The following is a 26314-nucleotide window of genomic DNA, read 5'->3' on the forward strand; positions in this document are numbered from 1 at the left end:
TATTCACCTTCCATTTTTATGGGCACTTGCTAAGTGTAGTAAATTATTTGGATTTTGAAGCGGTTAATTGAATGATTTTATTCGTTTTTTATTAATTACTTTCTAGCCTTCTAAATTTCTCGACATTGTCAATTTCAATTAATTTACCATTAACTTGAATGAAACCCGCTTTTTGAAATTTACTAAAGATACGACTAACTGTTTCTACCGTTAATCCCAAATAATTACCAATTTCACCACGAGTCATGGTTAATCTGAAAGAGTGTTTTGATAATCCTCGTTGAGAGAAACGATCTGACAAAGAAGTAAGAAATATGGCTATCCGTTCCTCAGCAGATTTTTTATTCAACATCATAAACATATTTTGGTCAGCTGAAATTTCGTTGCTCATTAAACGGGTAAATTGATTACGTAATTTAGGCATTTTGACAGTGAGTTCATCCATTGTGGTATAGGGAATTTCACATACCATGGACGTTTCTAGGGATTGACAATAAGTTTGATGTTTTTGTGTTGCTAATGCATCAAACCCAATGACATCGCCAGGTAAATGGAAACCGGTAATTTGCTCGACACCTTGATCATCCACTAGGTAAGATTTGAAACTACCAGAACGAATTGCGTAAAGTGATTTAAATGTTTGTCCCGCTTCAACAATACAATCATTTTTATGAAATGGTTTTTTACGCTCAATCACATCATCTAGTTTACGTAATTCATTTTCGTCTAATGAAAAAGGGATACATAATTGATTTAAACTGCAATTTGCACAGTTCAGTGAAAAGTTACTAGAAGAGTTATTATTCAACATTAAAGACCTACAATACTTAGAGAAACATTATCCGATTGAACGCAAAATAAAACTGCCATAAAGCCATTATAATCACGCTAAATCCTAGTATAAACCTAACATAGCTATGGTTAAAAATACTATTTAATTTAGCATTTATTAACGTTAATCCGACTAAAGTAGGTAAGGTTCCAATACCGAATATAAACATGACTGAGAATCCAGTTAATGGTGAAGGTGATGTTATTGCTAAACTTAATGCAGTATAAACGAGTCCACATGGTAAAAATCCCCAAAACAAACCATACAACAAACATTTAAGTGGTGTATTTATTGGTAATATTTTAGATTTAATCGGATCAATAAAAGGTTGAAACCACTTACCAATAAACTCTGTTTTCAAAACAAAACTGTTAATGTTAGCAATATGCAGTCCTATTCCAAACATTAAAATTGACGATAAAAGGGTCAGGTATAACACGCCACCTTGAGTAATACTGACAACCGATTGGGCAAAAAAGTTAACTATTAAACCAATAAAGCCGTAACCAAAAATACGACCAATACTGATTAAAATCGAGTAGAGGAAAAATGATTTTTCTTTAGGGACTGAAAAACCCAATGCCATGGACAATGACCCACACATAGCAACACAATGACCACTTCCCAAAAAGCCCATTAGAAACGCAGGAATTAGATATTCAAAAGGGAACGACATTATAGTTTGTTATTGTGTTGATCGGAATTTGACGTTGTTTTATTTTGGTCATTAGATTGCAATTCATCGTCGTCCATTAAAATAGACAAACCTTGTTTCTCTAAATCTTCAAACTGTTCTGATTTTGTTGCCCAAAAAAAGCGATGACACCAACTATCACAAAGATAATTGCCACTGGTATTAGGTAATAAATAACATTCATTGGATGTTTACTTGACCTTTAATAAGCGTAATGAGTTCGTCACTACTAAAATGGAGCTCGCTGACATGCCAATTACTGCAATATATGGTGCAACGTAACCAAGCATAGCAACAGGTAATATAACGAGATTATAAATTAAGGACCAATATAAATTTGACTTAATCGTGGTTCTTGTTTGTTTGGCCGCGTTAATTAACGAGATTATTGAGTTCAAGTTGCCTTTTAAAATAATGATATCGGCGGCATATTTGGTTACATCCGCACCATCCCCCATAGCGACACTGACATCTGAAGCTGCAAATACAGGGGAGTCATTTATACCATCTCCAACCATAAGGACTAAATTAGTGGGGTCAACTTGTTGAATATCAGAAACGTATTGTGCTTTTTGATCCGGTAAACATCCCGTTTCGACTCTATCTAATTTTAATTGCTTACCAAGTAATTTAGCTTGCTCAGACGAGTCACCTGTTAACATAGTAAGCTGATAACCCGCGTTATTAAGTTGAGTTAATACTTCGATAGATTCTGATTTTAATTGGTCAGATACGTAAAACTCAGCAAGAATTTGACCTTGATAACAAACAAATACATTAGCATTTGATAGGTGCAAACTAGAACCAACACCACAAAATTGCGCGCTACCAACCTTTACGGTTTGACCTAAATATTCACCTTTAATACCGGAACCAACAACAGCAGAAATGTTAGTTAAGCTGTCTATCTGCAATTGAGTTTCAGGTTGTGTTCCATGCTCTAGCTCTACGGGAGCTTGTTCGAATAAAGTTTGATCAAATGCATTAGAAATAGGGTGTTCAGAGTGTTTTTGTAGACGAATGATGATAGCTTTCAACAAAACTACAGGCAAACCCAGTGATAATAAATTTGTTTGATGATAATAAGCTTGTTGTATCTCAAACCGTCCTTTAGTCAAAGTGCCCGTTTTATCAAAACACACATGAGTCAAATGACTTAATTTATCAAAGGCTAATGGATCTTTAATTAAAATACCTTGTTTATTCAGAGCTGAAATAACACAAGTATACGCGGTTGGGGTCGCTAAACTTAACGCACACGGACAAGTGGCAACTAAAACAGACAAACTTACCCAAAGGGCATCAACAGGCTCTACAAAGTACCAAATAACATAAGTGATCAAAGCCAGAATTAGCTGGCTGAAGACAAACCAATGGGCAATCTTATCAGCAAACTGGGTATAAACGGGTTTATGCCTAGCAAACTCTTCTTGTAAGTCACCAATTTTAGATAGGGTCGTTTTATCCCCCATAGCCGTCACTTCGACAGTTATAACACCATCATTATTAATACTGCCAGCCAAAACAGTATCGCCAGTTAATTTTGCTATAGGTTCAAACTCACCATTTAATACCGATTCGTTAACGCTGGTAACCCCATCTTGTATAACACCGTCAATCGCAATATTTTGTCCAGGCTTGATAAGTACAAGATCACCTAGTTTTATATTTTTTACCAATTCAACCATAGGTTCACCATTAACTATCTTATTGACAGTGACAGGTAAATTTTTATTTAAATTGGCGTTAGATAAAATGGCTTTACTTTTAGCCCTGAACTCTAAGTATTTACCAATCAATAACAAAAAGGTGAACATGGAAATACTTTCAAAAAATACTTCTCCTTGATCACCATTTAGTCCATTAACTAATAATTGATAAAAGCTGGCAAAAAAAGCACCGTAAATTGCAAATGCGACGGGGACATCCATATTTAACTTTTTAGCTTTGATAGAGTAATAAGAACCAAACAAAAAAGGTAAAGCAGAATAAAAAACCACAGGTACAGATAAAATCAAACTAAGCCATTTAAAATAGCCTACTTGGTGTGACTCCATATTATTAAACGCACCAAAGTACATAGCAAAAGCGATCATCATCACTTGCATAGTAAATAGGCCAGCCACACCTAGGCGTTTGATATATTGTTTTTCTTGAAATTTAAGTTTGTGTTCAGTGTCTGACACATTAAACGGGGAGGATGGATAACCCACTGCAGTTAATTTAGATAATATAGAAGACAAAGGCAAAGTAGGGTGTTGCCAAATAATCTCAGCCCTTTGGTTAATCGTATTCACGTTAACTTTGATAATGCCATTTAACGTAGTGAGGGATTGTTCAATTAACCATGCACAAGCTGCACAGTGGATATTATCAACAGAAAGGATTACTTTTCTTACATTTGGATCTTCAGTAACACTAGATATCTGTTCTAAAAATCCAATATCGTCATAAACCAAGAAGCGTTCATCGGTTACATTTTCCTCTGGTTTAGAGGCCATATCAGAACGGAACTGATAATACGTGCCTAAACCATTGTTATAAATATGCTCTGTAACCGATTTGCATCCCAAACAACAAACTTGAAAAGTTTGTCCATTAATATCCGCAGCAATCGGACTTTGATTTTTAGGTAAATCGTTACCACAATGGTAACAAGATGTAGTTTCCGCCATTTATTTTATAAAGCTATCCAAGTTGAATTTGGTAATGCGATATCTTTACGGATCTTCCAAGCGTTATCCATAGGAGCAATGATTATTTGCCATTTGCCAGCCATAATTGAATCAACGGAAGATGAAAGCGTGCCTTTGCCATTTGGTGTTAGGACTAAACTAAAATCTTGATCTGCCAAGGTAGAGTGAACAACATTAACTTTTAACGCAGTGTACGTTTGTGGAGATTTTAACTCAATTCGTTGTTCATCAATCTTTAAGCTTAAGCTTATACCTAGCTCTTTAGCGTTATTGTATAATGTAAGTTCTTGGTTGATTGCTTTGCCTTTTTTATAGTAATCATCAATCACCATATCTGGCTGGTTTTGATTAGTAATAATAATAGTGGCGATACCACCAATTACTGCGAGCATTGGGAAGGTTATGATTAACCAAACCCAAGGATTACGATACCAAATATCCGATTTCATATATTTCACCTACTAATAATTATCCAATACCATCACGTTTAATGGTATTACCGACTTATAAAGAAAGAAACTGAAGCAATGCCTTTTTTTATAAACCAATATGGTTTCGTATGTTTAACAAACTAATGGGAACATAAAAAAAGCCTCCGTAGAGGCTTCTTACAATATGAAGTATCTATTTGTTAGGATGTGATATCCGATAAACGTAACTTGATATAACGTGTACTTTATCTTCGCCTAAAACATCTTTCCAAGCAGGCATGACACCGGCACGACCGTTACGGATTGATTCTTCAACCGCACGTTTAGAGCCACCATATAACCAAATATTATCCGTTAAATTAGGCGCACCTGTCGCTAAACCATTAGCTATACCACCTTTACCATCTGCACCGTGACACGCAGCACAAAGAGCAAATTTAGCTTTACCAGCTTCAGCCATTTTGTCGTTAACTTTACGACCGGCTAATTTAAGTACGTACTGTGCAACTTCTTTAACACCTTGTTCACCGCCTAAAGCAGGTCCCCAAGCGGCCATTCCTGTTGCTACACGACCATGCATAAGTGTTTCTTTAATTTTTTCTGGCGTACCACCATATAACCAATCACTATCAGTTAGGTTAGGGAAGCCAGTAGAACCACGTGCATCTGAACCATGACATAAAGCACAGTTTTGAAGGTATAAACGTTGACCAACTTTAAATGGTTCTATTTCAAGCATACCTTGAGGTCTTTTGCCATCAGCATCTTCAACACATGCCGTCTCAGCATAAACTTCGCCGTTTTTTTCAAAACATAAACCATCAGAGTAAGCTAAATCTAAAATAGGTTTGTCAGCCATAGATTTGAACAGTGGTCCATAGATTTCATCTGCACGTTTGATCTCTTGATCTAACTGAACAAATTCACCTTCAGCAATAGATTTGGCTGATAAAGTACGAGACTCTTCTAGAGAAACAATACCTTGGTGTGAACTTTTCCAACCAGATAAACCTTCCCAATTCCCCATACCAGGCATAATGATTAAATAACCAATCGACCATAATAAGATGAAGTAGAACATATATGTCCACCACTTAGGTAAAGGGTTATTTAGCTCTTCTATACCATCAAACTCATGGCCCATAGACTCGCCTTCGCCGACGTGGGTATAGTTAGTAAGATTAATTGTGATAATCCAGAAACAACCGATGATAGAAATACTCGTTAGTATTATTACCCACCAATGCCAAAATTCAGTCATTACCATTTTTTTGCTCCTTTAAATTAGGATCTTTGTTTACTTCATCTTCTTCGAAAATAGATTGAGCTATATCGTCAAATTTACTCTTACTTTTTTTGTTGTAAGCCCAGTAAACAATTACCAAAAACAAAACCATTAAAATAAGCGTATAAACGCCTCGATACGTTCCGTAATCCATATTCATTACTTAAGATGCGTGCCAAGTTGTTGTAAATAAGCGATTAAAGCCTGCATTTCAGTTTTACCTTCAACGGCTGCTTTTGCGCCTGCTATATCTTCAGCTGAATACAATGGTATGTAGTTTCCAGCGTCGTCTTTATGGGTTTTGCCTTTTGTTAAAGTATTAAATACTTCAAACTTTTTGCCAATGATTTCGCCATCTAACACAGCTTCGTCTAACCATTTAAATGAAGGCATGTTGGATTGTGGTACAACCGAACGTGGATCCATTAAATGAGCATAATGCCAATCGTCACTATAACGTTGACCTACGCGAGCCAAATCAGGACCTGTACGTTTAGATCCCCAAAGGAAAGGGTGGTCCCATACAGATTCACCGGCAACTGAGTAATGACCATAACGTTCAACTTCAGCACGGAATGGACGGATCATCTGGCTGTGACAGTTATTACAACCTTCACGAATATAGATGTCACGGCCTTCCATTTCTAACGCTGTTAATGCACGCATGCCTTTAACCGGTTCTGTTGTATCTTTTTGAAACATCAAAGGCGTGATTTCTACTAGGGCACCAAAGCTAATTGCTACAACCGTTAGGATAGCCATTAACGTGATATTTTTTTCAATCTTCTCATGATGATTTGCCATATCTATAACTCTCCTTACGCTGCACTAACTTGTTTGCTTTCGCGAACGGTTTTAACTACGTTGTATACCATCACTAACATGCCAGCAACAACAAACACACCACCTAAGAAACGTACAAAGTAGAACGGGTAAGAGGCTTCTAAACTTTGAACAAAGCTATAAGTTAATGTTCCGTCAGAGTTAACCGCACGCCACATTAGACCTTGCATAACACCTGAGATCCACATAGCAACAATGTAAAGAACAACACCAACTGTGTGTAACCAGAAATGCGTATTAATTAGCTTAATGTCTGCCATTTCAGTTTTGCCATATAGGCGAGGGATAACATGATATAAAGCACCAATAGAAACCATGGCAACCCAACCTAAAGCACCTGAGTGAACGTGGCCGATTGTCCAGTCTGTATAATGTGATAATGCGTTTACTGATTTGATAGCCATCATCGGGCCTTCAAACGTAGACATACCATAAAAAGATAAAGAAACGATTAAGAAACGTAAAATAGGGTCAGTTCTTAGTTTATGCCAAGCACCTGATAACGTCATAATACCGTTTATCATTCCGCCCCAAGAAGGGATGAATAAGATAACTGACATAACCATACCTAGTGATTGAGTCCAATCAGGTAAAGCTGTGTAATGAAGGTGGTGAGGACCAGCCCAAATGTATAAAGAAATTAATGCCCAAAAGTGAACAACAGATAAACGGTATGAATATACCGGACGTTCTGCTTGTTTAGGCACGAAATAATACATCATTCCTAAGAAACCAGCTGTTAACAAGAAGCCTACCGCGTTATGTCCGTACCACCACTGAACCATGGCATCAACCGCACCAGAGTATATAGAGTAGGATTTAAACAAAGTAACCGGTATAGCTGCACTATTTACTAAGTGCAATACAGCAACCGTAATAATAAAACCGGCATAGAACCAGTTTGCAACATATATATGACTTGTCTTTCTAATGGCAACGGTACCAATAAAGACATATGCATAAGCTAACCAAACAATCGTGATTAAAATATCAATTGGCCATTCTAATTCAGCATATTCTTTTGAAGTAGTTAAGCCCATTGGTAAAGTAATTACCGCCGATACTATAACGGCTTGCCAACCCCAAAAGGTGAAAGCGGCCACTTTATCGCTTATTAGTTTTACTTTACATGTACGTTGTACAACGTAATAAGAGGTAGCGAATAACGCACTAGTACCAAATGCAAAAATTACAGCGTTGGTATGTAGTGGGCGTAAACGCGAAAATGTTAGCCATGGAGTTTCAAAGTTTAACGCAGGCCATATTAATTGCGCAGCAATTAATACACCAACAGTCATGCCTATAAGACCCCAGAAAACAGTTGTTAAAGCAAATTGCTTTACAACTTTGTAGTTGTACTCTGGATGAGCGATCGTAGTTGTTGTCATATTTATGATTCCACTTACATGTGAAAATTATTGGTATACAAGTTTAAAAGTTTAGACTCTTTAAGATTATTTTGTGAAAAATAACCAAAATCAAACAGATAAGCTTATGGGCAGATGCATAATAAAGACTTTAGGGATAAAATAACAGCGGCTATTCACAAAATATTGTCATAGATCAAGAGACTGAAACATCGCATGAACAAAATATGTACAAAGTTAATTCAATTAGTAACCAGCTTGTTATTTATTACTTTATTATTGGGATGTCATAGTGAAGAAATTTCGAGATTAAACACCTGTGAAAACCAGTGTTTAACCATGGAAAACCAAAACCTAAAGGTGACCGTTAACACCCAATATATTTTGGTAGAACAGTCCTATCAATTATCCATTACCTCAGATCAAAAAATATCATCAATCTTCATAACTGGTATCAACATGAACATGGGTAAATTACCATTAATCGCGCAACAGATTAAACAAGAGAACGGACAATATTATTACCAGGCCTCTTTTTTGTTAGGTTTATGTTCTGATCCGCAAATGTTATGGCAATTAACCATAAATACAGAACATTCAACAAATCAATTTGAATTTACCTCGTATTGGAAACAACCTGAATAAATACTAAAAAAAGCAGCCAATGTAATTCACACTAGCTGCTTATTTTTCAATTAATCTAATCGATATTTCTAACGTAAAATGATCAAAGGTAAGTTGGTATTTTCAATCATTTTTAGCGTGTTACTGCCTAAAAAAGCGTGTGCCAATTTTGAATGAGAAAACGCCCCCATAACGAGCAATTAACGGTAAGGGATGGTTTTAATTATGAAAACTGTTTCAAAATACAAAGTATAGAATGAAACTTGAGAACAGTTTATAAGTAAACTAAACCTTAACTTAATCAGTAACTTTAGATCAAATGGTGCATATCTATTATAACGCTCGTCAAAATATGGTTTCAGGGCATCTTGTCATTAGATAGCTAAATACATAGATAAGGCCAAACAGAAGGGTTAAATGTATATAAAGCTATAATTCTGTATATGAATGTTATATTCTATCTAACACTCTATTTAACATAATATACATTATACGCATATCACTATACCTATCTATTTGATAAGTAAGATATTCGTATGATAATCCAAGTTAGATTCTGGATCGATCCAGTTTTGGCTTGTAATGAACAAAGCCAGTATTTAATTGGTCTACAGAGTTATTGCAATAATTCTTAAAACCCAAGTTACAAATTTAAGGCTGGATCGAATATATATAAATCGAATATAAGTTAACGGTGATATTACAGGCTAAGATCTGTAAGAAAAGTGATTTAACATAATCACTTCTTAGACGAAGTTCGGATAGAATTACCGTCTCAGCCAGAAAAAGCCCTTAGACCATCATTTTTGTGACTTAATTGGTTCTTCTATTTCCCCAAGCTCGACATATTTCTTACGTGCTGCTCTTACAATATCGGTAGTTCTTGCGTCATTCAATAACCTTAATTCACCACCAGATAGCTCATCAAAATTTGCAATTAATTTGGGGCAATACATTCATTGTTTTCTTTATCTACTATTCGGGAACCAAGCTCACTTTTATTGTAAAAATCTTGGACAGTCTGGGAAGTCCAATGTGAATATTTTCGAGAGATATAATGTATTTCAAGGGCTTTAGTTTCTATCGCCTTAAGTACCATGAAATGTTTTATAATGCGGGTCTGAGAAATACTCAACTTGACAATCATTAATTTCAAAACGATTTTTAATTTCAGCAATATTTTTTTCCTAAACAAACTTTTGTCTAAAATAATTTTAAACACACCTCTCCCTGAATCATAGAGCACCCTGCCACGAGGAAACTCTTGATATTCAGTATTTATTAATTCAGGAAACTTTGGTAAGTATGTTTGATTATTTTCCCATTCCTCTACATGAAGAAAAGATGAATCTATCAAACCTATTGAATCAGCTTTGACATTTTTAACTGGTTCACTTTTGGCAATTATTTCATTGTTGTAAAACCAAAATATACCAACTTTTGAGTGTTTCATATTGATCCTAATTAAAGTGAAACTATGTGCAGACTCTACTATCGATTCATGCACATCAATAAAGTAATCAAATCGTTACTCAGAACAACTTTCCCACGTATCTCCATCTAACGAACAATATCGAGTACTTGTGCCATCTTCAAAAGTAACCTGTTTTGTGTACGAACCATCATTAAATTTCTGAATCCAAATATTGTCACTCCCTTCATCGTAACGTTTAGATTTCACAGCAAAGAGTAAAAATTCAAGATTAAAGCTTCTTTCGTCTTCATATCGATATGGCAGTATACTTAACTGAGCAGTCAATTCGTCAACTGATAAGTCATCTTTTTGTGCTTTTAAATTTAGCCAGTTGGATAAAGTGCTAAACCCCAGTTCTGGTTTTTCGATTGCAACTTGAGTACTAAATTCAATATCATTTTCTGAATAACTAAAGAATAAATACCTTGAAGTAATAACATCTGAAAAGTCAGTTACCACACAATCTTCAAATACGTTAGCGTCTCCATTTGCTAGATTGGTTAAACCATATTCAACACCTTCTATATCCGTATATTGAGCGCTTTCTTTTATGTCGCAGGTATATGGTGATTCATCGCCGCTTCTCGACTCAAATTCAAAACTTTCACTAAAATCTAATGTTTGTTCTTTATTGTTAAATGTTGCTCTCTCACCATAAATAATAGTCCTAACAGCTTCACTCAGGTCTTCGTTCAATTTTTGTAAGTGGGTTTTCCAAAAATCATTTGCAAAGACTGACTCTTCTCGATACCAAGCATTTGGATAATCATCTCCAGCATCACGACTGCTAAACTTAAAGTATCTGACTTTCACAAATTGGGCGTTTGGATATAATTCCTTTAATTTAGCGGTTTCTGTAAAACTTAATTTCAGTCCTTTCACTATCTCCTGTGCTATTTCATAAGCTTCATCATCATCATTGGCGACAAAATCAGTAAAGATCCTTTCTTCAGACAGATTATAATGTAATACGACATCGTCTACTGAAGACTCAATTAAACGTTGTATATTTTCTCTTAACTCAATATTTTGGTGAATGCTTTCACATGAAAGCGATTCTGACACTTTATTTAATTCATGCTCTACGCTTTCCCATATCACAGAAGTTAGAGGCGATATATTGAGTAAATCATCATAAGTTAAAGCAGTAAAGCTAGGTGGTAGCACCATGTTATAAGCTTCTGTCACTTCACCTTCAGTTTCGTCTACAGCACCAACAGGAATATCTACCACAATTGGGACATAACCAATACAAGAAGCATGCTCTTGACTCAATTCAAGAGAATAATCACCTCTATCGGTAGATATTGTTGATGGCTCTCCTTCCGTTAATAAACCATCAAAATTCAGATCTAAGAAAACGGTTGCTCCTGATACATAACCATCTATAACTTTACCTCCAGCACTCACTGTTATAGCTGGAGTCTCAACTAATTTTTTGGATTCGTTAGAACAGGCTTGAAGACACGAAGCTAATGCGATTGATAAAATAATTTTTTTCATAAACTTACTCTCCTTTTTTAAAGTAAATTTATAAAACCATTCCATTGCGACAAAATACGACGTCAATTAAAGTTGGTATACGACTTATTTTGACGCAATATACATTTAAAGTTAGCAAAACATAATTTGGGAATTAGCTATGCCAGCAAGAAAAGTAAAATCGTTAACAAGAACCTTAGGCATGCTTAAATGTATTCCTATTGCCCCTAAATTCTTAACCACTTTTCAAATTCATGAGCACTTATTAACCGTCGACCCTGATGTCAGTTTAAGAACCGTCCAACGTGATTTAATGGAGTTATCCGCCATTATGGGTTTAACTTTTGGCGAATCACCTGAAGGTTATAAATGGTCTTTTGCATTTGATTCACCTAACCAGTTCATACCGGCTATTTCAAGAGAAGAAGCCCTTTCTTTAAAACTTGTACAAGAACACCTAAAACTATTTTTGCCAAGCCATGTTTATGAAAGGTTAACTGCGTTATTTAAAAAATCAGATGATATTTTATCCAAATCCTCTAACTCAAAAGACTGGAGTAATTTGGTACGTCCTATGCCTCAAGCATTACAATTTAAGCCAGTAGATATAAACCAAAAGTATATCGATACTATTTATAATGCGTTGATTAATAAACAATGGGTAACACTAAAGTATGCAAACAAAGACAAGGTTTATAAAGTTAAACCCTTAGGTGTCATTATAAGAGACGCAAAGTTGGTTTTAGTCTGCCAATACCAAGGTTTTGATGATGTAAGAAATCTTTTAGTTCATCGAATAAAGTCGGCTGAAATATTAAACCAAACGTTTCAGTCTGACTTTTCACTAAAGGAATATATTACCAAACAAGCGGCAGCTGTTTTACTGAATCAAGAAAACATCGAATTAACATTTGAAGCTAAAGGCTACGTTAAGCATTTATTAAACGAAAGTGAAATAAATGAAACTCAGGTAGTAACACCACTATCTAAAGATTGGGTTTCAATAAAAGTATCCGTTCCCCACACTGTTGAATTAGAAAATTGGCTCTTAAGTCAGTTGCATGAAATTAGACTGCTCGGCCCTGAACCTTTAAAAAAAGAGTGTTCAATAAAGCTAAAGCAGCCGCGGAAATCAATAATTATTAGCGCTATTGAGAAATGTTATTCATAAACTGGTTCAGCTTTCCCTCTAATACCCTTGGAGTTAATTCACTTTTCTCGGTGATATACCGTGCCACTTCTCTCGGCCTTAATTCTGAATATATTGACGATAAGTTTTCTTTATGACTCTTGAAAAAATGACAAAAGAGCTTTCAGGGATAACCAGATGTCAGAATTTTCATGGTTCTCGCCTAACGTCCAAATTTCTTCTTCTAAGACAAAGCTACTGGTTAAGCATTCTAGTCCGGTTATACGTTTCCATCCTTTTTTGTATAGAAAACCTTTCGATTTTAATTCGTCGTTTTGTAAGCAACCATCCTGCAAGGCAAGCCCTACATGAATTAACTTTTTACCATAACCTAAAAATATATAAGACTCGCTACCTATCCCAAGCCTTGATGTTTGAAATTCTGTTAATTTAAAGAATCGCCCTTTATCTTTATTTTTGTTTTTCTTTATTTCATTTGTAAACCATTCTTTGGCGTAACTTTCAGTAAATGTTAGGTATATTTTTTTATCGGAATAGTTTTCAAATTCAACCTCTTCAGTTACCCCATTCTCCTCTAGTAAGCTCTCGAATTTGTTGAATAAATTCAATAACCAATTCGCTTTTATAGCTGGTAACTCTTTCTCAATGTGCCTTAACATTGGGATCATCTTTAATTCTCTTTGTAGGTGCTTAGCCAATGTAACCACTTTATTAGTGTCCTTATTTAAATATTTATTCAGTACCATCTGATAATCTTCTAATGGATATATCATGGAATCATTTGTCTTTAATCCCTGTATACATAAATTTAGCCAATTCAAGATATCAGTGTTGTAATGAAGGTTTAGGTAACGGCACTTAATATCATCATCAGCAGTTACAATTCCTTTGTTTAAGTCAACAATGAACCTATCTTTACTGGCCAAGCTAGGCTCTTTTCTATCTTTCGTTAAATATATAAATGTAATATCTTCCCATGTAACTTCATTTTCAGAATTATATAAAAACCAATCTATATACCTAGCCATTTGTAGGTTTTGGTCTGATGCATCTAGCTTATTTTCTATTATCCAATGTTTAACACCGTCGGTTATATATATATCAATAAACCCTTTTTTATGATTTGGATATCCTAGTACGCTTCCCGTAAAATGTTCTACTTCAACTACAACGTTTTCTGGGTACTTAAAATGATTTTCTTTTGGTATTAACGTTTGTAATCTCTGTAAAAAGTAGTCCTTCTTTAAGTGCGGATTATTTGGGTTTATAAGAGACGCGATGAACCGTCCATGAAGCCTTACCTCGTCGTTCTTTCTTAGTACAGTATTGAGTAAACAGTAATTACTTAAGCCACCTTCTATTTGTTCATTTTTTATATCTTGAAACTGTGAAAAAGCATCAACTAATGATGACCAATTTAATTCATCATTATTTAACATTTAATATTCCCGCCAATCTATGGTAAATCTTAACCATGGCCCAAGTATCTAGCTTGCAATACTCAAGTAATGACCGCCTTATTTGTGCTCTTTCTTTTTTATCTTTTAATCTTGGTAATGAAGCAAAGGTATCCATTGCCATTCCTCCGTTTTGAATTTCGAGTTGTTTGTAGTCTAAATCAGGATCATTGGGGAACATGGCTGGTAAAATGGATTTAATCGAAAATGAACCGTGAAAATCTGGATGGTAAAAACCAAGCTTTCTAAACGGTTCTATTAAGTCAACAAAACGCGGAACTAACGCTGAAAGAGCATCTCTATATTCGGGTAAAAACTCTGCTAACTCTTTGATACGACTAATTTCAAATGACTGATTAAATGCCATAATGGAACCCGTTTGTGGAATAACAGCCAACATTGCTTCAACTAGGGCCTTCCTTGGTTCAGTGTTTTCATCTGCCAGGAATTCTTTATGGCTTATATCACCGTTTTGTTCTTCAATATGCAGTGAATATTGAAATGGCATTTGTTGATACGGTCGCTGACCATCAAACCTCGGGATAGCTTCATTAAAGGTTTCAAAATCAAAATAACTGATAGGGAACTCGACCTTGTTGATAAAAGATTGAATCTTTTTCAGGTCAATATGAGTTTTGTTATCAAGGTAACTATTAACCTGTAACTTTTGCGTTTTATTTAGCCTCAAACTCTCTTTGGCCTGCTGATAGGTCACCACTCCATTTCGGTAATGCTGGTACTTTTTTCTTTTTTAAGGCGATAAAGGTTAAAAATATTCGGCTCAGTTAAATGGCGGCGACAATACTTGCTGTAATCACATGGGTATGGATTACTACAATGCAAACCAATATCGATACGAGGCTCTTCCGTATGTTTTTTTATATCATGTAATTCAGTCACTACAGGAATTAAATTTAATTCAGCCTCACGAGCAGACTCAGTAATGTCTTCAACGCAAAATAATTGCTCAATATCTAAATCGCCAAACCGAGTGTAGTTATTATTAACGTAAATAATATTGATACTGGCTATGTCTAGTCGATCTTTTACCGCTAAGTACTGGCAAGCCGAATCTTGTATATAAATTCCTTTTACTTGGGTTGAACCTTTCACTTCGTATATATGCCAACCTCGTGTGTCTTTATGCAAAATATCAATACTTGCGAAGACACCATTGCCTTTAAATGTTGCTTCATAGATAGTACCGCATCCCTGCTCAATGAGAGCTTGGGTTTGGTCACACATCAACTCTAAATTATTTTTTTGAAATTCAACCAGAGCGCCATTAGGAAACAATTTTTGAGACAGTTCCCCAATTGAAGTGCCCTGCTCAAATCGACCTTCGACTTTTTCTGGAAGCTGACGTTCTTCAGGTTTATGCGTTCTAAGCCACAATGACTTTTTACATTGTAGGCCACGCATGATTTGAGATTTACTTAACATCCTGTCTCCTTACTTTATAAATCAACAACTTCAATCTCAAAATCAAATGTTTGACCTTTCAAATCACACTCTTTGTATGTTTTGAACCATTTGTAGCTATTAGGATCCCAACGAAAGCCTTTATCTTTCGCTAATTGGCGATCATCTTTTGATACTTTGGCAATGACCGTCACCTCAGGGGATTGAGATCTCTTAGCGACTTCATTCCAGTCGTATTCACTGCAAACTTTAAGCATAGTTAACACATCGAATAAGGCGCGGTGAGAAAATGGGTTTAAAAATTTATGCTCTGCGGCTAAATGAACAAGTTGTTTTGTAGATGAATTAAATGGTACATCCACCATGCTATCAATCCATGGGATATTTAATTGAAATGAATATTTATTTAACGCCTTACAAATAAACTTCTTATCGAACTGGTTTCCGTTATGAGCCACAATAAACTCACATTTATTTGCAAGTGCCGCAAATTCTGAAATGGCTTGTTTCTCTTGAATGCCAAACTCGGTTAAATCTTTGTCAGTTATTCCAGTAATCTGAACAATTATATCCGCAAGTGGTAATTTAGTCGGTTGCTGAACTAAGTGATTTAACATCGCAACCGGTTTATTAGAATGCGTATCCCATACGACAGCGCCAATTTCAATTATTTCATCTTGTTCAAACGACAATCCTGTAGTCTCTAAATCCAGTCCTAATACGTACATATTTTCTCCTAACTATTAATAAATAATCCAATTTTTATTTCATCATTACAAGCATTTACTTTATTCAGCCAAGTTTCTAAGTAGCATATTGTTTGTTTCGCAACACTTTCGTTACAAACAGCTTTAATTTCTGAAAGCTCCCAATACCCCCTCGCAGCGGTTTCCCTAATAGAAAAAACAGAGCGTTCAGGATAAAACATTCTAAAAATTTGAGTTTCTCCGTTGAAACATCGCTCTGCAAAACTATGAAGGCAGTTGTGCATTTCTTCACTTTCTATAAACAGCTCGTCTTCTGTATCAACATATTCAATTTCTGGAAAACCATCTGGGAGGTTAAATGGCGGCCAAGGGAACACTCTATTTTGACTAGCACTTGGATGGTTTGATTCGTCAGCGTCAAAATCTTCACAATGGTTAATAAACAAATCTAAGTCTTTATTAGTGAATTTATGATTCCATTTAACAACCTTTTCAGGAAAAAAGTCAGACAGTAGTAATTTAACTCTGTGCTGTTGAATTCTCGTCTTGTTTTGATAATCAATCAAAAAATGAAAAGTAAAGTTCATCTTAAACTTCCATAACAACCTTATCAAAGAAGGCTCAATCACTGGTAAATGTCTTATCAAAATCACTTTTTGAGAGTCACTAATTACTTGTTTAAAATTCAAAAAGAAACTTACATCTATATCTTTCATATCGACCTTTCTCAACAATTTAATGACGCTTTTAGTTGATGGGTAATCTAGCCATTCAAGCATTTCAATTTGGGATTTACCCGACTCGAGTAAATTTCGAATAGAACGAAAGTGATTCTTTACTGGTTTTTGTTTAAACGCCCATGACGAAGCCAACATCCAAGCTAAAGCAGGAGTAGATTGAAATAGCTCAATTGCAGGTTTACCGCACCGAGCAAACAATGCTAATAAGTGCCATTGCCTGCTATTGATGGTTTTTATTAAATTTAATAACTCTATTGGCACTTTATCTAAAAAGCTTACTAACGGATCAGGTCGACATTCATGTTTAAAATTTTCTCCGAATAGTTCGTTTTCATAACACCTGAAGCATCTGTCTCTATTAATATCATTTGGAATACTATATTCATTAAACTGAAATTTAGGCCTAATAGCTTTCCAACTTCTTTTCGCTGTTTTTCTATATGCAAGCATTTCAGGCCAAGACTTCATAACAGTTACGCCCTGTTTATCAAACACATAGTACTTGTTGTTTTTGAATGTTTGTCCATACACAAAAGGTTTCATTACTACCTCCAATAAATGAAAGTAGTTAATCACCTTTAAGCGACAAAACATGACGTCAGTTACTTTAAGTAGCTAATAGAAAGAAATTAAATATGTTCGTTTTAATCTGCGCTCAAAAGTATTTCAAGCGAATGACTTCTATGGTGCTAAATTTGACTATTTATTTGAAAAATATACTTCTGAACTTGAACTGCTTTAAAACTGATAAAACGTTATTAATAATATATTAGCTAATAAATTTGATATAATTCAAATGGTTAAATTTAGTAGTGAGTTGGTGGGGTGTAAAGTGGGGTGTCACTTATATTCCTATGCAACTAATTCAATAAAAACAATCAGATAAGCTATGGATGGGCGGCATGATGTAGTAAATTTTTAACTCTATTACTCAATCTTCCTCTTCTTGTAAAAAATCACAATCTTGGTCATCAGGTATGCCTTCACCTGTAATCATCCAGTGAACCGATCGAAAAATATCCAATAACTTAGTCATATAGACACCCTATATAGAGTCTTTATTTTCATAAATATTAGCCAGCTCTTGATAATACCTTGTTAAGTCATTCCTTAGATCCTTTTTGACCTAGGCTTTAAGCAGTATTTTGTGTATGTCTGGTGAGCTACACCTAATTAATGAAATTCCAAAGTAATAGACTGTTGATGTCTGCCTATGCTTGGCAGAGTTCATCTAAATATTTCAAATTCATTTAGGTAATCTGTGATTTTTACTAACCAACTAAATTTATTGGGCTTTTGGTTTTATTAGCGAATAATAAAAGGGCTTGATATATTAGGTTTTAAGTATATTGTTAAATGAGAGCTAAGCTTTTAATTATACAGGTTTATTTCTGGATCAAATTCGATAACGTTTGAACTAAAAACTGTTCTATTGTACAAAATAGCAACATTATTTGGTGTGGATCCAGTCTATTTCCTGCAAGCTATTACTTAGTCCAGTAGTAAGCTTGCAAAATATTAAAAACAGTCTTTGTGACTTTCCTCTAAACCTTTGATTTATATAACCAACAGTTCCAGCCATAAAATTGGATTGTCACGTACCTACACCTATGTCAATCTGTCATTTTCATTTTAGCGTGTCTCATGTTTAACTTTAGAGCTGAGTTTTACAAGCGCTACGGCACTGATTACGATTTGGCGAGCCTTGCTTCCCGTTAATATCTAACTAAAAATGACCAAACGCTAATGCAATGTTTGCTGAATAAACAACTTTGTTTTCTAAAATCAAAAACTCTAATGAAACGTTAAAGCCGCCATATTTATATGTGTTCAATTTATTCAGCCTAATTGGTAACCCTAACTCGGATTCTTCATAAATGTAGTGGTAGTCAATTTTGGTTTCTACTAATGCTAAACCGGTTTCGAATAACCAAACATCATTGATTGCATAACCAGTTAGCACATGTAGTGAACTGATTGCGGTAATGTCATTATTTCTCTTGATTTCACAATTAAATAGACAAGGTGCACTTGTATCCTGAGTTTTGACACCTAAGCCATATACGATATTCGCATCTTGAATTTTAATATCTAAAGTTTGACCAAAAAATGGAGAACCTAATAAAAATCCACTTTGAACCCAATATCTATCCATATTAAATTTATCTTTTGAATGACAATTCAATGGTGATAACAAAGCTAATGATATCAAAAACTTAACGACGACATTCACGAATTTAGTTCCATAAACAGTATATCTATTAAATGCATCACATAAGTACTCAAAAATTGATTTAGCAATACTATACACGTTAAAATTATCGTTTAGCTTTTTGATACTAAGCCAAAACATCCAGCGTTGTATTTGGGTTGATGTATGCTTGGCTCTAATTATTTTATAGTATAACCCCTATATCGTTTTTAAACTTTAAACGTCAGCACTAGCTTTTCAAGTTCATAGAACTGGGCTCTTAAATTCGTACATTCATTTAACGCTTCGGCCAAATTCACCTGGCCTTGGTTAGCTATATCTCTAATATGATGAACGTCTGAATCGATTGTTTGAGTTACTTCATTTTGTTCTGTAGTCGCTGATGCAACCGTATGATTAACTTTATCAATTTGTCGGATTACTTTACTTACATTTTCCATCTGTTCACCAGCGTGTGTGGCTTGTTCAACTGACACCTTGGTATCTTCTAAACTTGATTTCATCGCTATAACTACAGATGAAGAACCTTGTTGTAACTGTGCAATGGTATTTTCTATTTCTCTGGTCGACTCTTGTGTTCTAAACGCAAGCTGTCTTACTTCATCGGCGACCACCGCAAATCCACGTCCAGCATCACCAGCTCGAGCAGCTTCAATGGCGGCATTCAAAGCCAGTAAATTGGTTTGTTCACTGACACTTTTGATAACTTCTAATACCTGGCCAATGCTTGCCGTATGTTGTTCTAAGTTTTCAATTTCTTGTTCAGCTTGTTCCATTTTAATAGCTAGATTTTTAATAGAACTTATATTTTTATCTAATGTTTCATGACTTAAATTTGTTTCTGTGCTGGCAGATGTTGCCAATTGTGAAGCTTCTGTTGCATTAGAGGATATATCTAAGGCGCTAGATGAAAGACTTTCTATGGCAAACGTTAATCCATCGGTGAGTTTGGTTTGATCTGTGTACATTTTTTGGGTTGCTTGGGTAGATTCAACTAGATTTTCAACACTGCGTTCCAATTCAATGGTACTGCTGCGTACTTGTTCAATTGATCCATGGATTTTTTCTATGAAGACATTAAAATGCTGACAAAGCTCACCAAATTCATCATTACTTTCAATCACTAAACGTTTAGTTAAGTCCCCTTCTCCTTGCGCTATATCTTTAATGGCATCACTTAAACGTTGCATTGGTCTCATTAAATACTTGAGCAAGGTTTGTAATAGAATAATGATAACAACCACACCTAAAATTAAATAAAGCGCAGCCATATTACGAAAACTAGAAACAGAGGAATACGCAATACTTTGGTCGATAACGACACCTAAATACCAATCAACATTTTTTATTCCTTTAATTTTAATAAACGAAACCAAATGTTCTGTGTCGTTTAATATTACTGATGCAAATTCAGTTTTTAACGGCAAAGATTCATTAAACAATTTAGACATAGGTACGTCATTAAATTTTGCATCTGGATGACTTAAAATATGACTATTACCATCGACTAAAAACGCATAGCCAAAACCTAAGAAATCGATACTACCAACAATATCAGATATTTTTGCCATATCTATGTCTCCACCGGCCACACCCGAAAACTTGCCATTTTCAAACATAGGCACAACAGCTGAAATGGTTAATTCATCTGTAGTTACATCTACATAAGGCGCTGTAAATGCTGTGGTTTTTCGTGATTTGGCTAATTTATACCAAGGTCTTTGCCTTGCATCATAATCTGCCGGTAATTGGATATTCTGATCATCTAATATAAAGGTGCCATCTACTCGGCCTATATAGACATTTTTAAACGTGCCGGCTTCATCGGCTAAATGTAATCGCTCCAACACTTCAGATTTGGTCAAGTCACTGGTAAATACATTAGCAACACCTGAAATGATGGCTAATTTACCGTTTAACCAGTTTGAAATGTTTTGAGATACGGACTCTGAGATTTCGTGTAAAACTGATGATAACTGCTCTTGAGTTTGATTTTGCATGACGACAAAGTTATTAACGGTAAATAAACCTAAAACAAATACCAATACTAAAGATGCTGCAAACGTAACTTTTGTCGTGAACTTCAATGAACGGAGCATAATTACCTCATTTAATTAATATATTAAACGTCTTTATATAGAGTTATAACTGTATCGGCCAGAATAAGGTTTCTTGCATTAATATATTTCATTTGTTTTACAATAACCTAGCGCCTGTTGTGTGACTATTTTATAGACAATAATGTTGGTGAAACCCGAGGATTTTAGCCTAACTTTTTTTGACATTAAAAACGAGTTTAGTCGATTTTATTAATTTGTCTTAACAACTGTTTAGGTTATTCACATTGGTACAATGTTTAAATTAATGTATGTTAGTCATGGTCATACATAATAAAAATCATAAATATGAATCAATACAAAGTATTAATTATTGGCAGTGGATTTGGTGGATTATGTTCCGCAATTCGGTTAATCAAAGCCAATATCAACGATTTCTTAATTCTAGAACGACGATCATTTATGGGGGGGACTTGGTCTCAAAACACTTACCCAGGTGCCGCTGTTGATGTTCAATCGCCATTATATTCCATTTCTTCTGAGCCTTATGATTGGTCGCAGATGTTTGCTACGCAAGAAGAATTAAAAACGTACACAAATTATGTCATCGATAAAAACAAACTCCGTGAAAAATGCATGGTTAACTCCAATGTAAATCAAATAAAATGGAGTGCAGACAGCGCTAATTGGCTGGTAACATTAACAGATGGAACGGTTTTACGTAGTCAATTTGTGATTAATGCTTCTGGGCCATTAAGTACACCTACAATTCCGAATTTTAAAGGACAAGACAAATTTTCAGGTGCTAGTTTTCATACCAACGATTGGCAGCATGACTTTGATTACACTGATAAAAACGTAGCTATTATTGGTAGTGGTGCCAGCGCAGCTCAGGTGATACCGGCCATAGCAGATAAGGTGAAGCAGATACATGTATTTCAACGCACACCACATTGGGTTATCCATCGACCAGACAGGAAGTTTACACCTTGGCAAAGAAAGTTACTCAAATACCCTTTTATTCAAAAAACACTCAGAACCCTTATCTATTGGGCATTAGAATATAGAGTATTAGGGTTTAAATACTCCAAAACATTGCTTGATTTAATCGCTGGAAGTGAGGCTAAACGATATATCAAACAACAAGTTAAAGATAAATCATTGCAACAGAAATTAACGCCGGATTTTACCATCGGTTGTAAAAGAGTCATCTTATCCAACACTTATTATCCAGCGTTGTGTAGAGAGAATGTATTTCTGCACGACAAATCGGATGGCATTACACAGCTTAATCAAACTGGGATCCATACCACAAAAGGTGAACAAATCGATTTAGATTTAATTGTTTATGCTACAGGTTATGATGCTACAGATGGGGTGATTTCATATCCAGTGATTGGTAAAAACAACAAAGTGTTACAAGAATATTGGCACCCCTTTCCACGCGCATATTTAGGTACAAGTATTCCAAACTTCCCCAATTTGTTTATCGTAACTGGTCCCAATACCGGTATTGGTCATACTTCAGCTATTTTCATTATTGAGTCACAGATAAATTACATCATTAATGCGATACAACAAGTGAATGAATTGGATAAACAAGTGGTTGAAGTAACTGAAATTGCAGAACAAAATTATACTGATTTAATTCATCAAGAAATGGAAAAAACAGTATGGAAAACAGGAGGATGTAGTAGCTGGTATCAGAGTAAAAGTGGTCATGTCATCGCTATGTTTCCTGGTTTTAGTTTTACCTATAAACGTTGGGCTAAAAAATTAAAAATAAATGACCATTTATTTTATTAATCCTCAGTCGTTTCCATTAATTAAAGAAGTTAAATATGACAGATTATCGAAATACGTTAGGTTATAAAATTGCGCACTTAGTTGAAAGTATAGAAGCATCAATATACGGTCTTAAAGACGTCACAGTTAATGTGAAGGGTTTAGAAATTGCGGTGTATCAAAGTAAAAGGATTGACCCTAACAAACCCACTATTGTTATGCTGCATGGCTTTAGTGCTGATAAAAAAGTATGGATCCGATTTGCTAAACACTTTGTAAATGATTTTAATGTCATTATTCCTGACTTAGCGGGGCACGGTAAAACCCCCTATTCTGTTAATAATTCACATTCAATCAGTGCCCAAGCAATTAGAGTTATCGAATTACTTGCCGTTTATGGTATTAACCAGTTTCATCTGCTTGGCAACTCTATGGGTGGATTTATCACCGCACATTCAAGTATCTATTTTGCTGAACATATCCTAAGTAGCTGTTTAGTTGATCCCGCCGGTATAATTCCTGTGTCATTAAGTAAAATGGACAGACTCGTTATAGCGGGTCAAAATCCATTTTTAATAAAAACGAAACAAAACTTCTATGACTTTTATGCCATGACAATGGCCAAACCGCCTTATATACCTAAATTTATACTGGATTGTTTTGCGCTTGAATATCAAAGTAAATATGACCGGTTAGAAAGCATATTTTCTGAATTTTTAAGTGAAGATGGTTTGTTAGATAAAGAGTTAACTAAAGTGAATTGTCCTACATTAATTTTGTGGGGAGCAAGCGATGAATTGTTACATGTTGATAATGCTAAGTTGTGGCATGAAAATATTAAAGACTCTGAATTAACCGTATGGCCTGACGTTGGTCATATGCCAATGATGGAAATAGCTAAAACATCGGCTAACCGTTATCGATTATTTTTATCTGATAACGGTTTTTGCTGATGTAGCTGATCAGTCATTTAATGACGAATAAATATCTTTCATCGTCTGAATTGGGTTTTCAGATTTCGTGATTGCTCGGCCTATTACAAGGTAATCTGAACCGGCTTCAACCGCTCTTTGTGGTGTCATTATTCGTTTTTGATCATCTACAGATGCATCGGCTGTTCTTATTCCAGGGGTAATTAGTTTAAAGTCAGTACCATAGTTTTGCTTTAACATAACCGCTTCTTGCGCAGAACAGACAACACCATCCATACCCGCTTTATGTGCTAAACCAGCTAAGAAATTGACTTGTTGTTCAGGTGATTGAGTAATACCTAAGTCCAACAGATCTTCTTCTGACATTGAGGTTAACACGGTTACCGCTATTAATATTGGTGCTTTATCACCATAGGGTTTTAATATATCTCTGGCTGCTTGCATCATTTTACTGCCACCGGATGCATGAACATTTACCATCCAAACGCCAAGATCAGCGGCCGCTTTTACTGCTTTGGCTACTGTGTTTGGAATATCATGGAATTTTAAATCTAAAAATACGTCAAAGCCTTTGTTTTGTACTTGGGTAACAAAATCAGGACCAAAGTGAGTAAACATTTCTTTGCCAATTTTTAATCGACAAAGATTTGGATCTAATCGGTCAATTAACTCCAAAGCATCCGATTTACGTTCAAAGTCTAATGCTACAACAATATTTTTATTATCCACTTTTTAACTCTCACTAACTATTTGTTAAATACCATCTAATCCGGTTAACGGTTTCATTGTTTGCCAGCTATTACATGCTGAGCAACGCCAAGTAAAATGATTGGATGAAAATCCACAACTTTTACATTCGTAATTTGGTTTTAATTCTATATATCGGTTTATCAAGCTCAGTAATTGGTCAAAGTGAGAATTAGACATAAACTCTCGCTCCAGCTCAATTAACTTAGCAAAGCCTCGTACACTCGGCACATGTTGTAAATGTTCGATAATATATTTACGGCCAGACTCTAGGCCCTTTTCTTTTACTATGTATTCCGCCATCTGATTGTGCGCGGTAACACTGGTGATGTTTTTATCTTTAATTAACCAATATAACCATGCTGTTTGCTCAAATTCATCAACAAAACATTCTGGCGCTATGTTAAACAATGCAGGGGCGAAGCTAGGTTCATTATCCAAAATGCTAATAATGTATTCACGTGACTTATGTTTATGATTACTCGACATATATAATTTAGCTAACGACACTAAACTGCGAGTACAGCCAGAATTTACTTTAAGGGCTTTTTTGTATAATTGTTTTTTGGTTTTTAAACTTTCACTCTTATCTGCAATTTCACAATAAAAGTGACTAACAAGCTGACGATTATCTGCGCTGATCTTGCCATTAGGAATGGTGGTAAATAATTCAACACCTTCATCCCATTCACGTGTTTGTTCGTAAATATGCAATGCCAGTGTGAGCGCATCATTTGCTCTATCATTTTTAAATAATGGTTCTAGATTAAACAGTGCTCTTTCTAACATTCCTGCAGACAAGAAATCTTGGGCTAATTCTAATTGAATGGTTTCTTGTTTTGGTTTGGGGATATCTAGATGTTCGGTTTTTAATAAACCTTCGTGGATTGAAATGGCTTTATCAATTTCGCCTTTTTTACGAAATAGTTGTGCCATTGTAAGATAGTTATCAATACTTGAAGGTGTACCATCTAGGTATTTAATTAACTGATCAAAAGCTTGTTCTTCTTTATTGTTTAATAACAAACTTACACTAGAAGTAAGTGCGCTGTTCATTGTAGCCTGTTGCTGCTTTAATTCCTTTTTGGCACTGTGTTTGCCCATTACCCAACCATAAGCTACGGATACAGGTAATAATAAAAATAACAGCTCAAGCATTAGGTTTTATTTTCTTTAATAGGAGCATGATAAAAGAGGAAACTAAGCCAAACAAAAATGCACTGTAAATAACAGTGGCTAAACTCATTTCTAATTTTACGAACAGCAAATTAACAGACACAAGTTGGCTATTCTCACTACCTAGCGCCAACGCTAAGATAACAAGAAAAATAAAAAAGATGTAAGACAAGATTTTCAATAGCAAATACCCCAGTTACT

At 35.1% G+C, this 26314-nt stretch carries 25 protein-coding genes and 1 pseudogene; 4 read left to right on the top strand and 22 right to left on the bottom strand.

Translation table 11 applies throughout. The features are described from left to right. Window positions 1–91: 91 nt before the first annotated feature. The 9 genes and pseudogenes from fnr to ccoN all read right to left on the bottom strand — a co-directional run bounded on the left by fnr (window position 92) and on the right by ccoN (window position 8169). Complete coding sequence (fnr, locus tag RT723_RS01770) at window positions 92–811, bottom strand: fumarate/nitrate reduction transcriptional regulator Fnr (RefSeq protein WP_315945650.1); 720 nt, start codon at window positions 809–811, stop codon at window positions 92–94. Between the two features lie 16 nt (window positions 812–827). Further along, on the bottom strand, window positions 828–1508 hold the full coding sequence (locus tag RT723_RS01775) for a sulfite exporter TauE/SafE family protein (protein WP_315945651.1): 681 nt from the start codon (window positions 1506–1508) through the stop codon (window positions 828–830). Further along, window positions 1508–1710, bottom strand: a pseudogene (ccoS, locus tag RT723_RS18055) (cbb3-type cytochrome oxidase assembly protein CcoS). Before ccoS ends, RT723_RS01775 begins: the two are co-directional and overlap by 1 nt. 7 nt (window positions 1711–1717) lie before the next feature. Further along, on the bottom strand, window positions 1718–4201 hold the full coding sequence (locus RT723_RS01790; protein ID WP_315945653.1) for a heavy metal translocating P-type ATPase: 2484 nt from the start codon (window positions 4199–4201) through the stop codon (window positions 1718–1720). Between the two features lie 5 nt (window positions 4202–4206). After that, window positions 4207–4671: a FixH family protein gene (locus tag RT723_RS01795; protein ID WP_315945654.1), complete on the bottom strand. Its 465-nt coding sequence runs from the start codon at window positions 4669–4671 to the stop codon at window positions 4207–4209. 175 nt (window positions 4672–4846) lie between these two features. After that, window positions 4847–5914, bottom strand: a complete 1068-nt coding sequence (locus tag RT723_RS01800) for a c-type cytochrome (protein WP_315945655.1) — start codon at window positions 5912–5914, stop codon at window positions 4847–4849. After that, the gene (locus RT723_RS01805) at window positions 5907–6092 is read right to left on the bottom strand and encodes a cbb3-type cytochrome oxidase subunit 3 (RefSeq protein WP_216055750.1); all 186 of its coding nucleotides are present in this window, start codon (window positions 6090–6092) and stop codon (window positions 5907–5909) included. Before RT723_RS01805 ends, RT723_RS01800 begins: the two co-directional genes overlap by 8 nt. Window positions 6093–6097: 5 nt before the next feature. After that, window positions 6098–6742 carry a cytochrome-c oxidase, cbb3-type subunit II gene (gene ccoO, locus RT723_RS01810; protein WP_315945656.1) on the bottom strand — a complete coding sequence of 215 codons (645 nt, stop codon included), beginning with the start codon at window positions 6740–6742 and terminating at the stop codon, window positions 6098–6100. Window positions 6743–6756: 14 nt separating this feature from the next. Further along, window positions 6757–8169: a cytochrome-c oxidase, cbb3-type subunit I gene (gene ccoN / locus RT723_RS01815; protein ID WP_216055752.1), complete on the bottom strand. Its 1413-nt coding sequence runs from the start codon at window positions 8167–8169 to the stop codon at window positions 6757–6759. Between the two features lie 318 nt (window positions 8170–8487). On the opposite strand from ccoN, the gene RT723_RS01820 reads away from it, so the two are divergent. Continuing rightward, window positions 8488–8793, top strand: coding sequence for a hypothetical protein (locus RT723_RS01820; RefSeq protein WP_315945657.1), 306 nt, complete (start codon window positions 8488–8490; stop codon window positions 8791–8793). 779 nt (window positions 8794–9572) lie between these two features. Here RT723_RS01820 and RT723_RS01830 read toward each other — a convergent pair. The 3 genes from RT723_RS01830 to RT723_RS01840 form a co-directional block, all read right to left on the bottom strand. Continuing rightward, window positions 9573–9728 carry a hypothetical protein gene (locus RT723_RS01830; protein WP_315945658.1) on the bottom strand — a complete coding sequence of 52 codons (156 nt, stop codon included), beginning with the start codon at window positions 9726–9728 and terminating at the stop codon, window positions 9573–9575. Then, on the bottom strand, window positions 9710–10225 hold the full coding sequence (locus RT723_RS01835) for a hypothetical protein (RefSeq protein WP_315945659.1): 516 nt from the start codon (window positions 10223–10225) through the stop codon (window positions 9710–9712). The genes RT723_RS01830 and RT723_RS01835 overlap by 19 nt, the downstream gene beginning before the upstream one ends. 75 nt (window positions 10226–10300) lie before the next feature. Beyond that, window positions 10301–11749 (bottom strand): hypothetical protein, encoded by a 1449-nt coding sequence (locus RT723_RS01840; protein WP_315945660.1) that lies wholly within the window; start codon window positions 11747–11749, stop codon window positions 10301–10303. 139 nt (window positions 11750–11888) lie between these two features. On the opposite strand from RT723_RS01840, the gene RT723_RS01845 reads away from it, so the two are divergent. Continuing rightward, window positions 11889–12899 (top strand): helix-turn-helix transcriptional regulator, encoded by a 1011-nt coding sequence (locus tag RT723_RS01845; RefSeq protein WP_315945661.1) that lies wholly within the window; start codon window positions 11889–11891, stop codon window positions 12897–12899. A gap of 110 nt (window positions 12900–13009) precedes the next feature. Here the strand turns inward: RT723_RS01845 and RT723_RS01850 are convergent, their stop codons facing one another. From RT723_RS01850 to RT723_RS01880, 7 genes are all read right to left on the bottom strand, one after another. After that, window positions 13010–14317 (bottom strand): PDDEXK-like family protein, encoded by a 1308-nt coding sequence (locus tag RT723_RS01850; RefSeq protein WP_315945662.1) that lies wholly within the window; start codon window positions 14315–14317, stop codon window positions 13010–13012. Beyond that, window positions 14307–15050: a DUF2779 domain-containing protein gene (locus tag RT723_RS01855; protein ID WP_315945663.1), complete on the bottom strand. Its 744-nt coding sequence runs from the start codon at window positions 15048–15050 to the stop codon at window positions 14307–14309. The genes RT723_RS01850 and RT723_RS01855 overlap by 11 nt, the downstream gene beginning before the upstream one ends. Beyond that, the gene (locus RT723_RS01860; protein WP_315945664.1) at window positions 15047–15778 is read right to left on the bottom strand and encodes a hypothetical protein; all 732 of its coding nucleotides are present in this window, start codon (window positions 15776–15778) and stop codon (window positions 15047–15049) included. Before RT723_RS01860 ends, RT723_RS01855 begins: the two co-directional genes overlap by 4 nt. A gap of 14 nt (window positions 15779–15792) precedes the next feature. Further along, window positions 15793–16485, bottom strand: a complete 693-nt coding sequence (locus tag RT723_RS01865; RefSeq protein WP_315945665.1) for a 3'-5' exonuclease — start codon at window positions 16483–16485, stop codon at window positions 15793–15795. Between the two features lie 8 nt (window positions 16486–16493). Further along, window positions 16494–17747 carry a hypothetical protein gene (locus tag RT723_RS01870; RefSeq protein WP_315945666.1) on the bottom strand — a complete coding sequence of 418 codons (1254 nt, stop codon included), beginning with the start codon at window positions 17745–17747 and terminating at the stop codon, window positions 16494–16496. A 1183-nt stretch (window positions 17748–18930) separates the two neighbouring features. Beyond that, on the bottom strand, window positions 18931–19437 hold the full coding sequence (locus tag RT723_RS01875) for a hypothetical protein (RefSeq protein ID WP_315945667.1): 507 nt from the start codon (window positions 19435–19437) through the stop codon (window positions 18931–18933). Window positions 19438–19625: 188 nt separating this feature from the next. Then, the gene (locus tag RT723_RS01880; RefSeq protein WP_315945668.1) at window positions 19626–21515 is read right to left on the bottom strand and encodes a methyl-accepting chemotaxis protein; all 1890 of its coding nucleotides are present in this window, start codon (window positions 21513–21515) and stop codon (window positions 19626–19628) included. Window positions 21516–21821: 306 nt separating this feature from the next. On the opposite strand from RT723_RS01880, the gene RT723_RS01885 reads away from it, so the two are divergent. Both RT723_RS01885 and RT723_RS01890 read left to right on the top strand, forming a co-directional pair. After that, the gene (locus tag RT723_RS01885; protein WP_315945669.1) at window positions 21822–23279 is read left to right on the top strand and encodes a flavin-containing monooxygenase; all 1458 of its coding nucleotides are present in this window, start codon (window positions 21822–21824) and stop codon (window positions 23277–23279) included. A gap of 35 nt (window positions 23280–23314) precedes the next feature. Further along, window positions 23315–24211, top strand: a complete 897-nt coding sequence (locus RT723_RS01890) for an alpha/beta fold hydrolase (protein WP_315945670.1) — start codon at window positions 23315–23317, stop codon at window positions 24209–24211. A 9-nt stretch (window positions 24212–24220) separates the two neighbouring features. Here the strand turns inward: RT723_RS01890 and pyrF are convergent, their stop codons facing one another. Genes pyrF through RT723_RS18060 form a run of 3 tightly spaced genes read right to left on the bottom strand, consistent with a single transcriptional unit; the run spans window position 24221 to window position 26300 of the window. Next, a complete protein-coding gene (pyrF, locus tag RT723_RS01895) occupies window positions 24221–24919 on the bottom strand; it encodes an orotidine-5'-phosphate decarboxylase (RefSeq protein ID WP_315945671.1) in 699 nt (232 codons plus the stop codon). Between the two features lie 24 nt (window positions 24920–24943). Continuing rightward, window positions 24944–26095: a hypothetical protein gene (locus tag RT723_RS01900; RefSeq protein ID WP_315945672.1), complete on the bottom strand. Its 1152-nt coding sequence runs from the start codon at window positions 26093–26095 to the stop codon at window positions 24944–24946. Further along, window positions 26088–26300: a LapA family protein gene (locus RT723_RS18060; RefSeq protein ID WP_371819997.1), complete on the bottom strand. Its 213-nt coding sequence runs from the start codon at window positions 26298–26300 to the stop codon at window positions 26088–26090. The genes RT723_RS01900 and RT723_RS18060 overlap by 8 nt, the downstream gene beginning before the upstream one ends. Window positions 26301–26314 lie beyond the last annotated feature (14 nt).

It is taken from the genome of Psychrosphaera aquimarina (assembly GCF_032461525.1).
In the GTDB taxonomy this organism is placed as follows: domain Bacteria; phylum Pseudomonadota; class Gammaproteobacteria; order Enterobacterales; family Alteromonadaceae; genus Psychrosphaera; species Psychrosphaera aquimarina.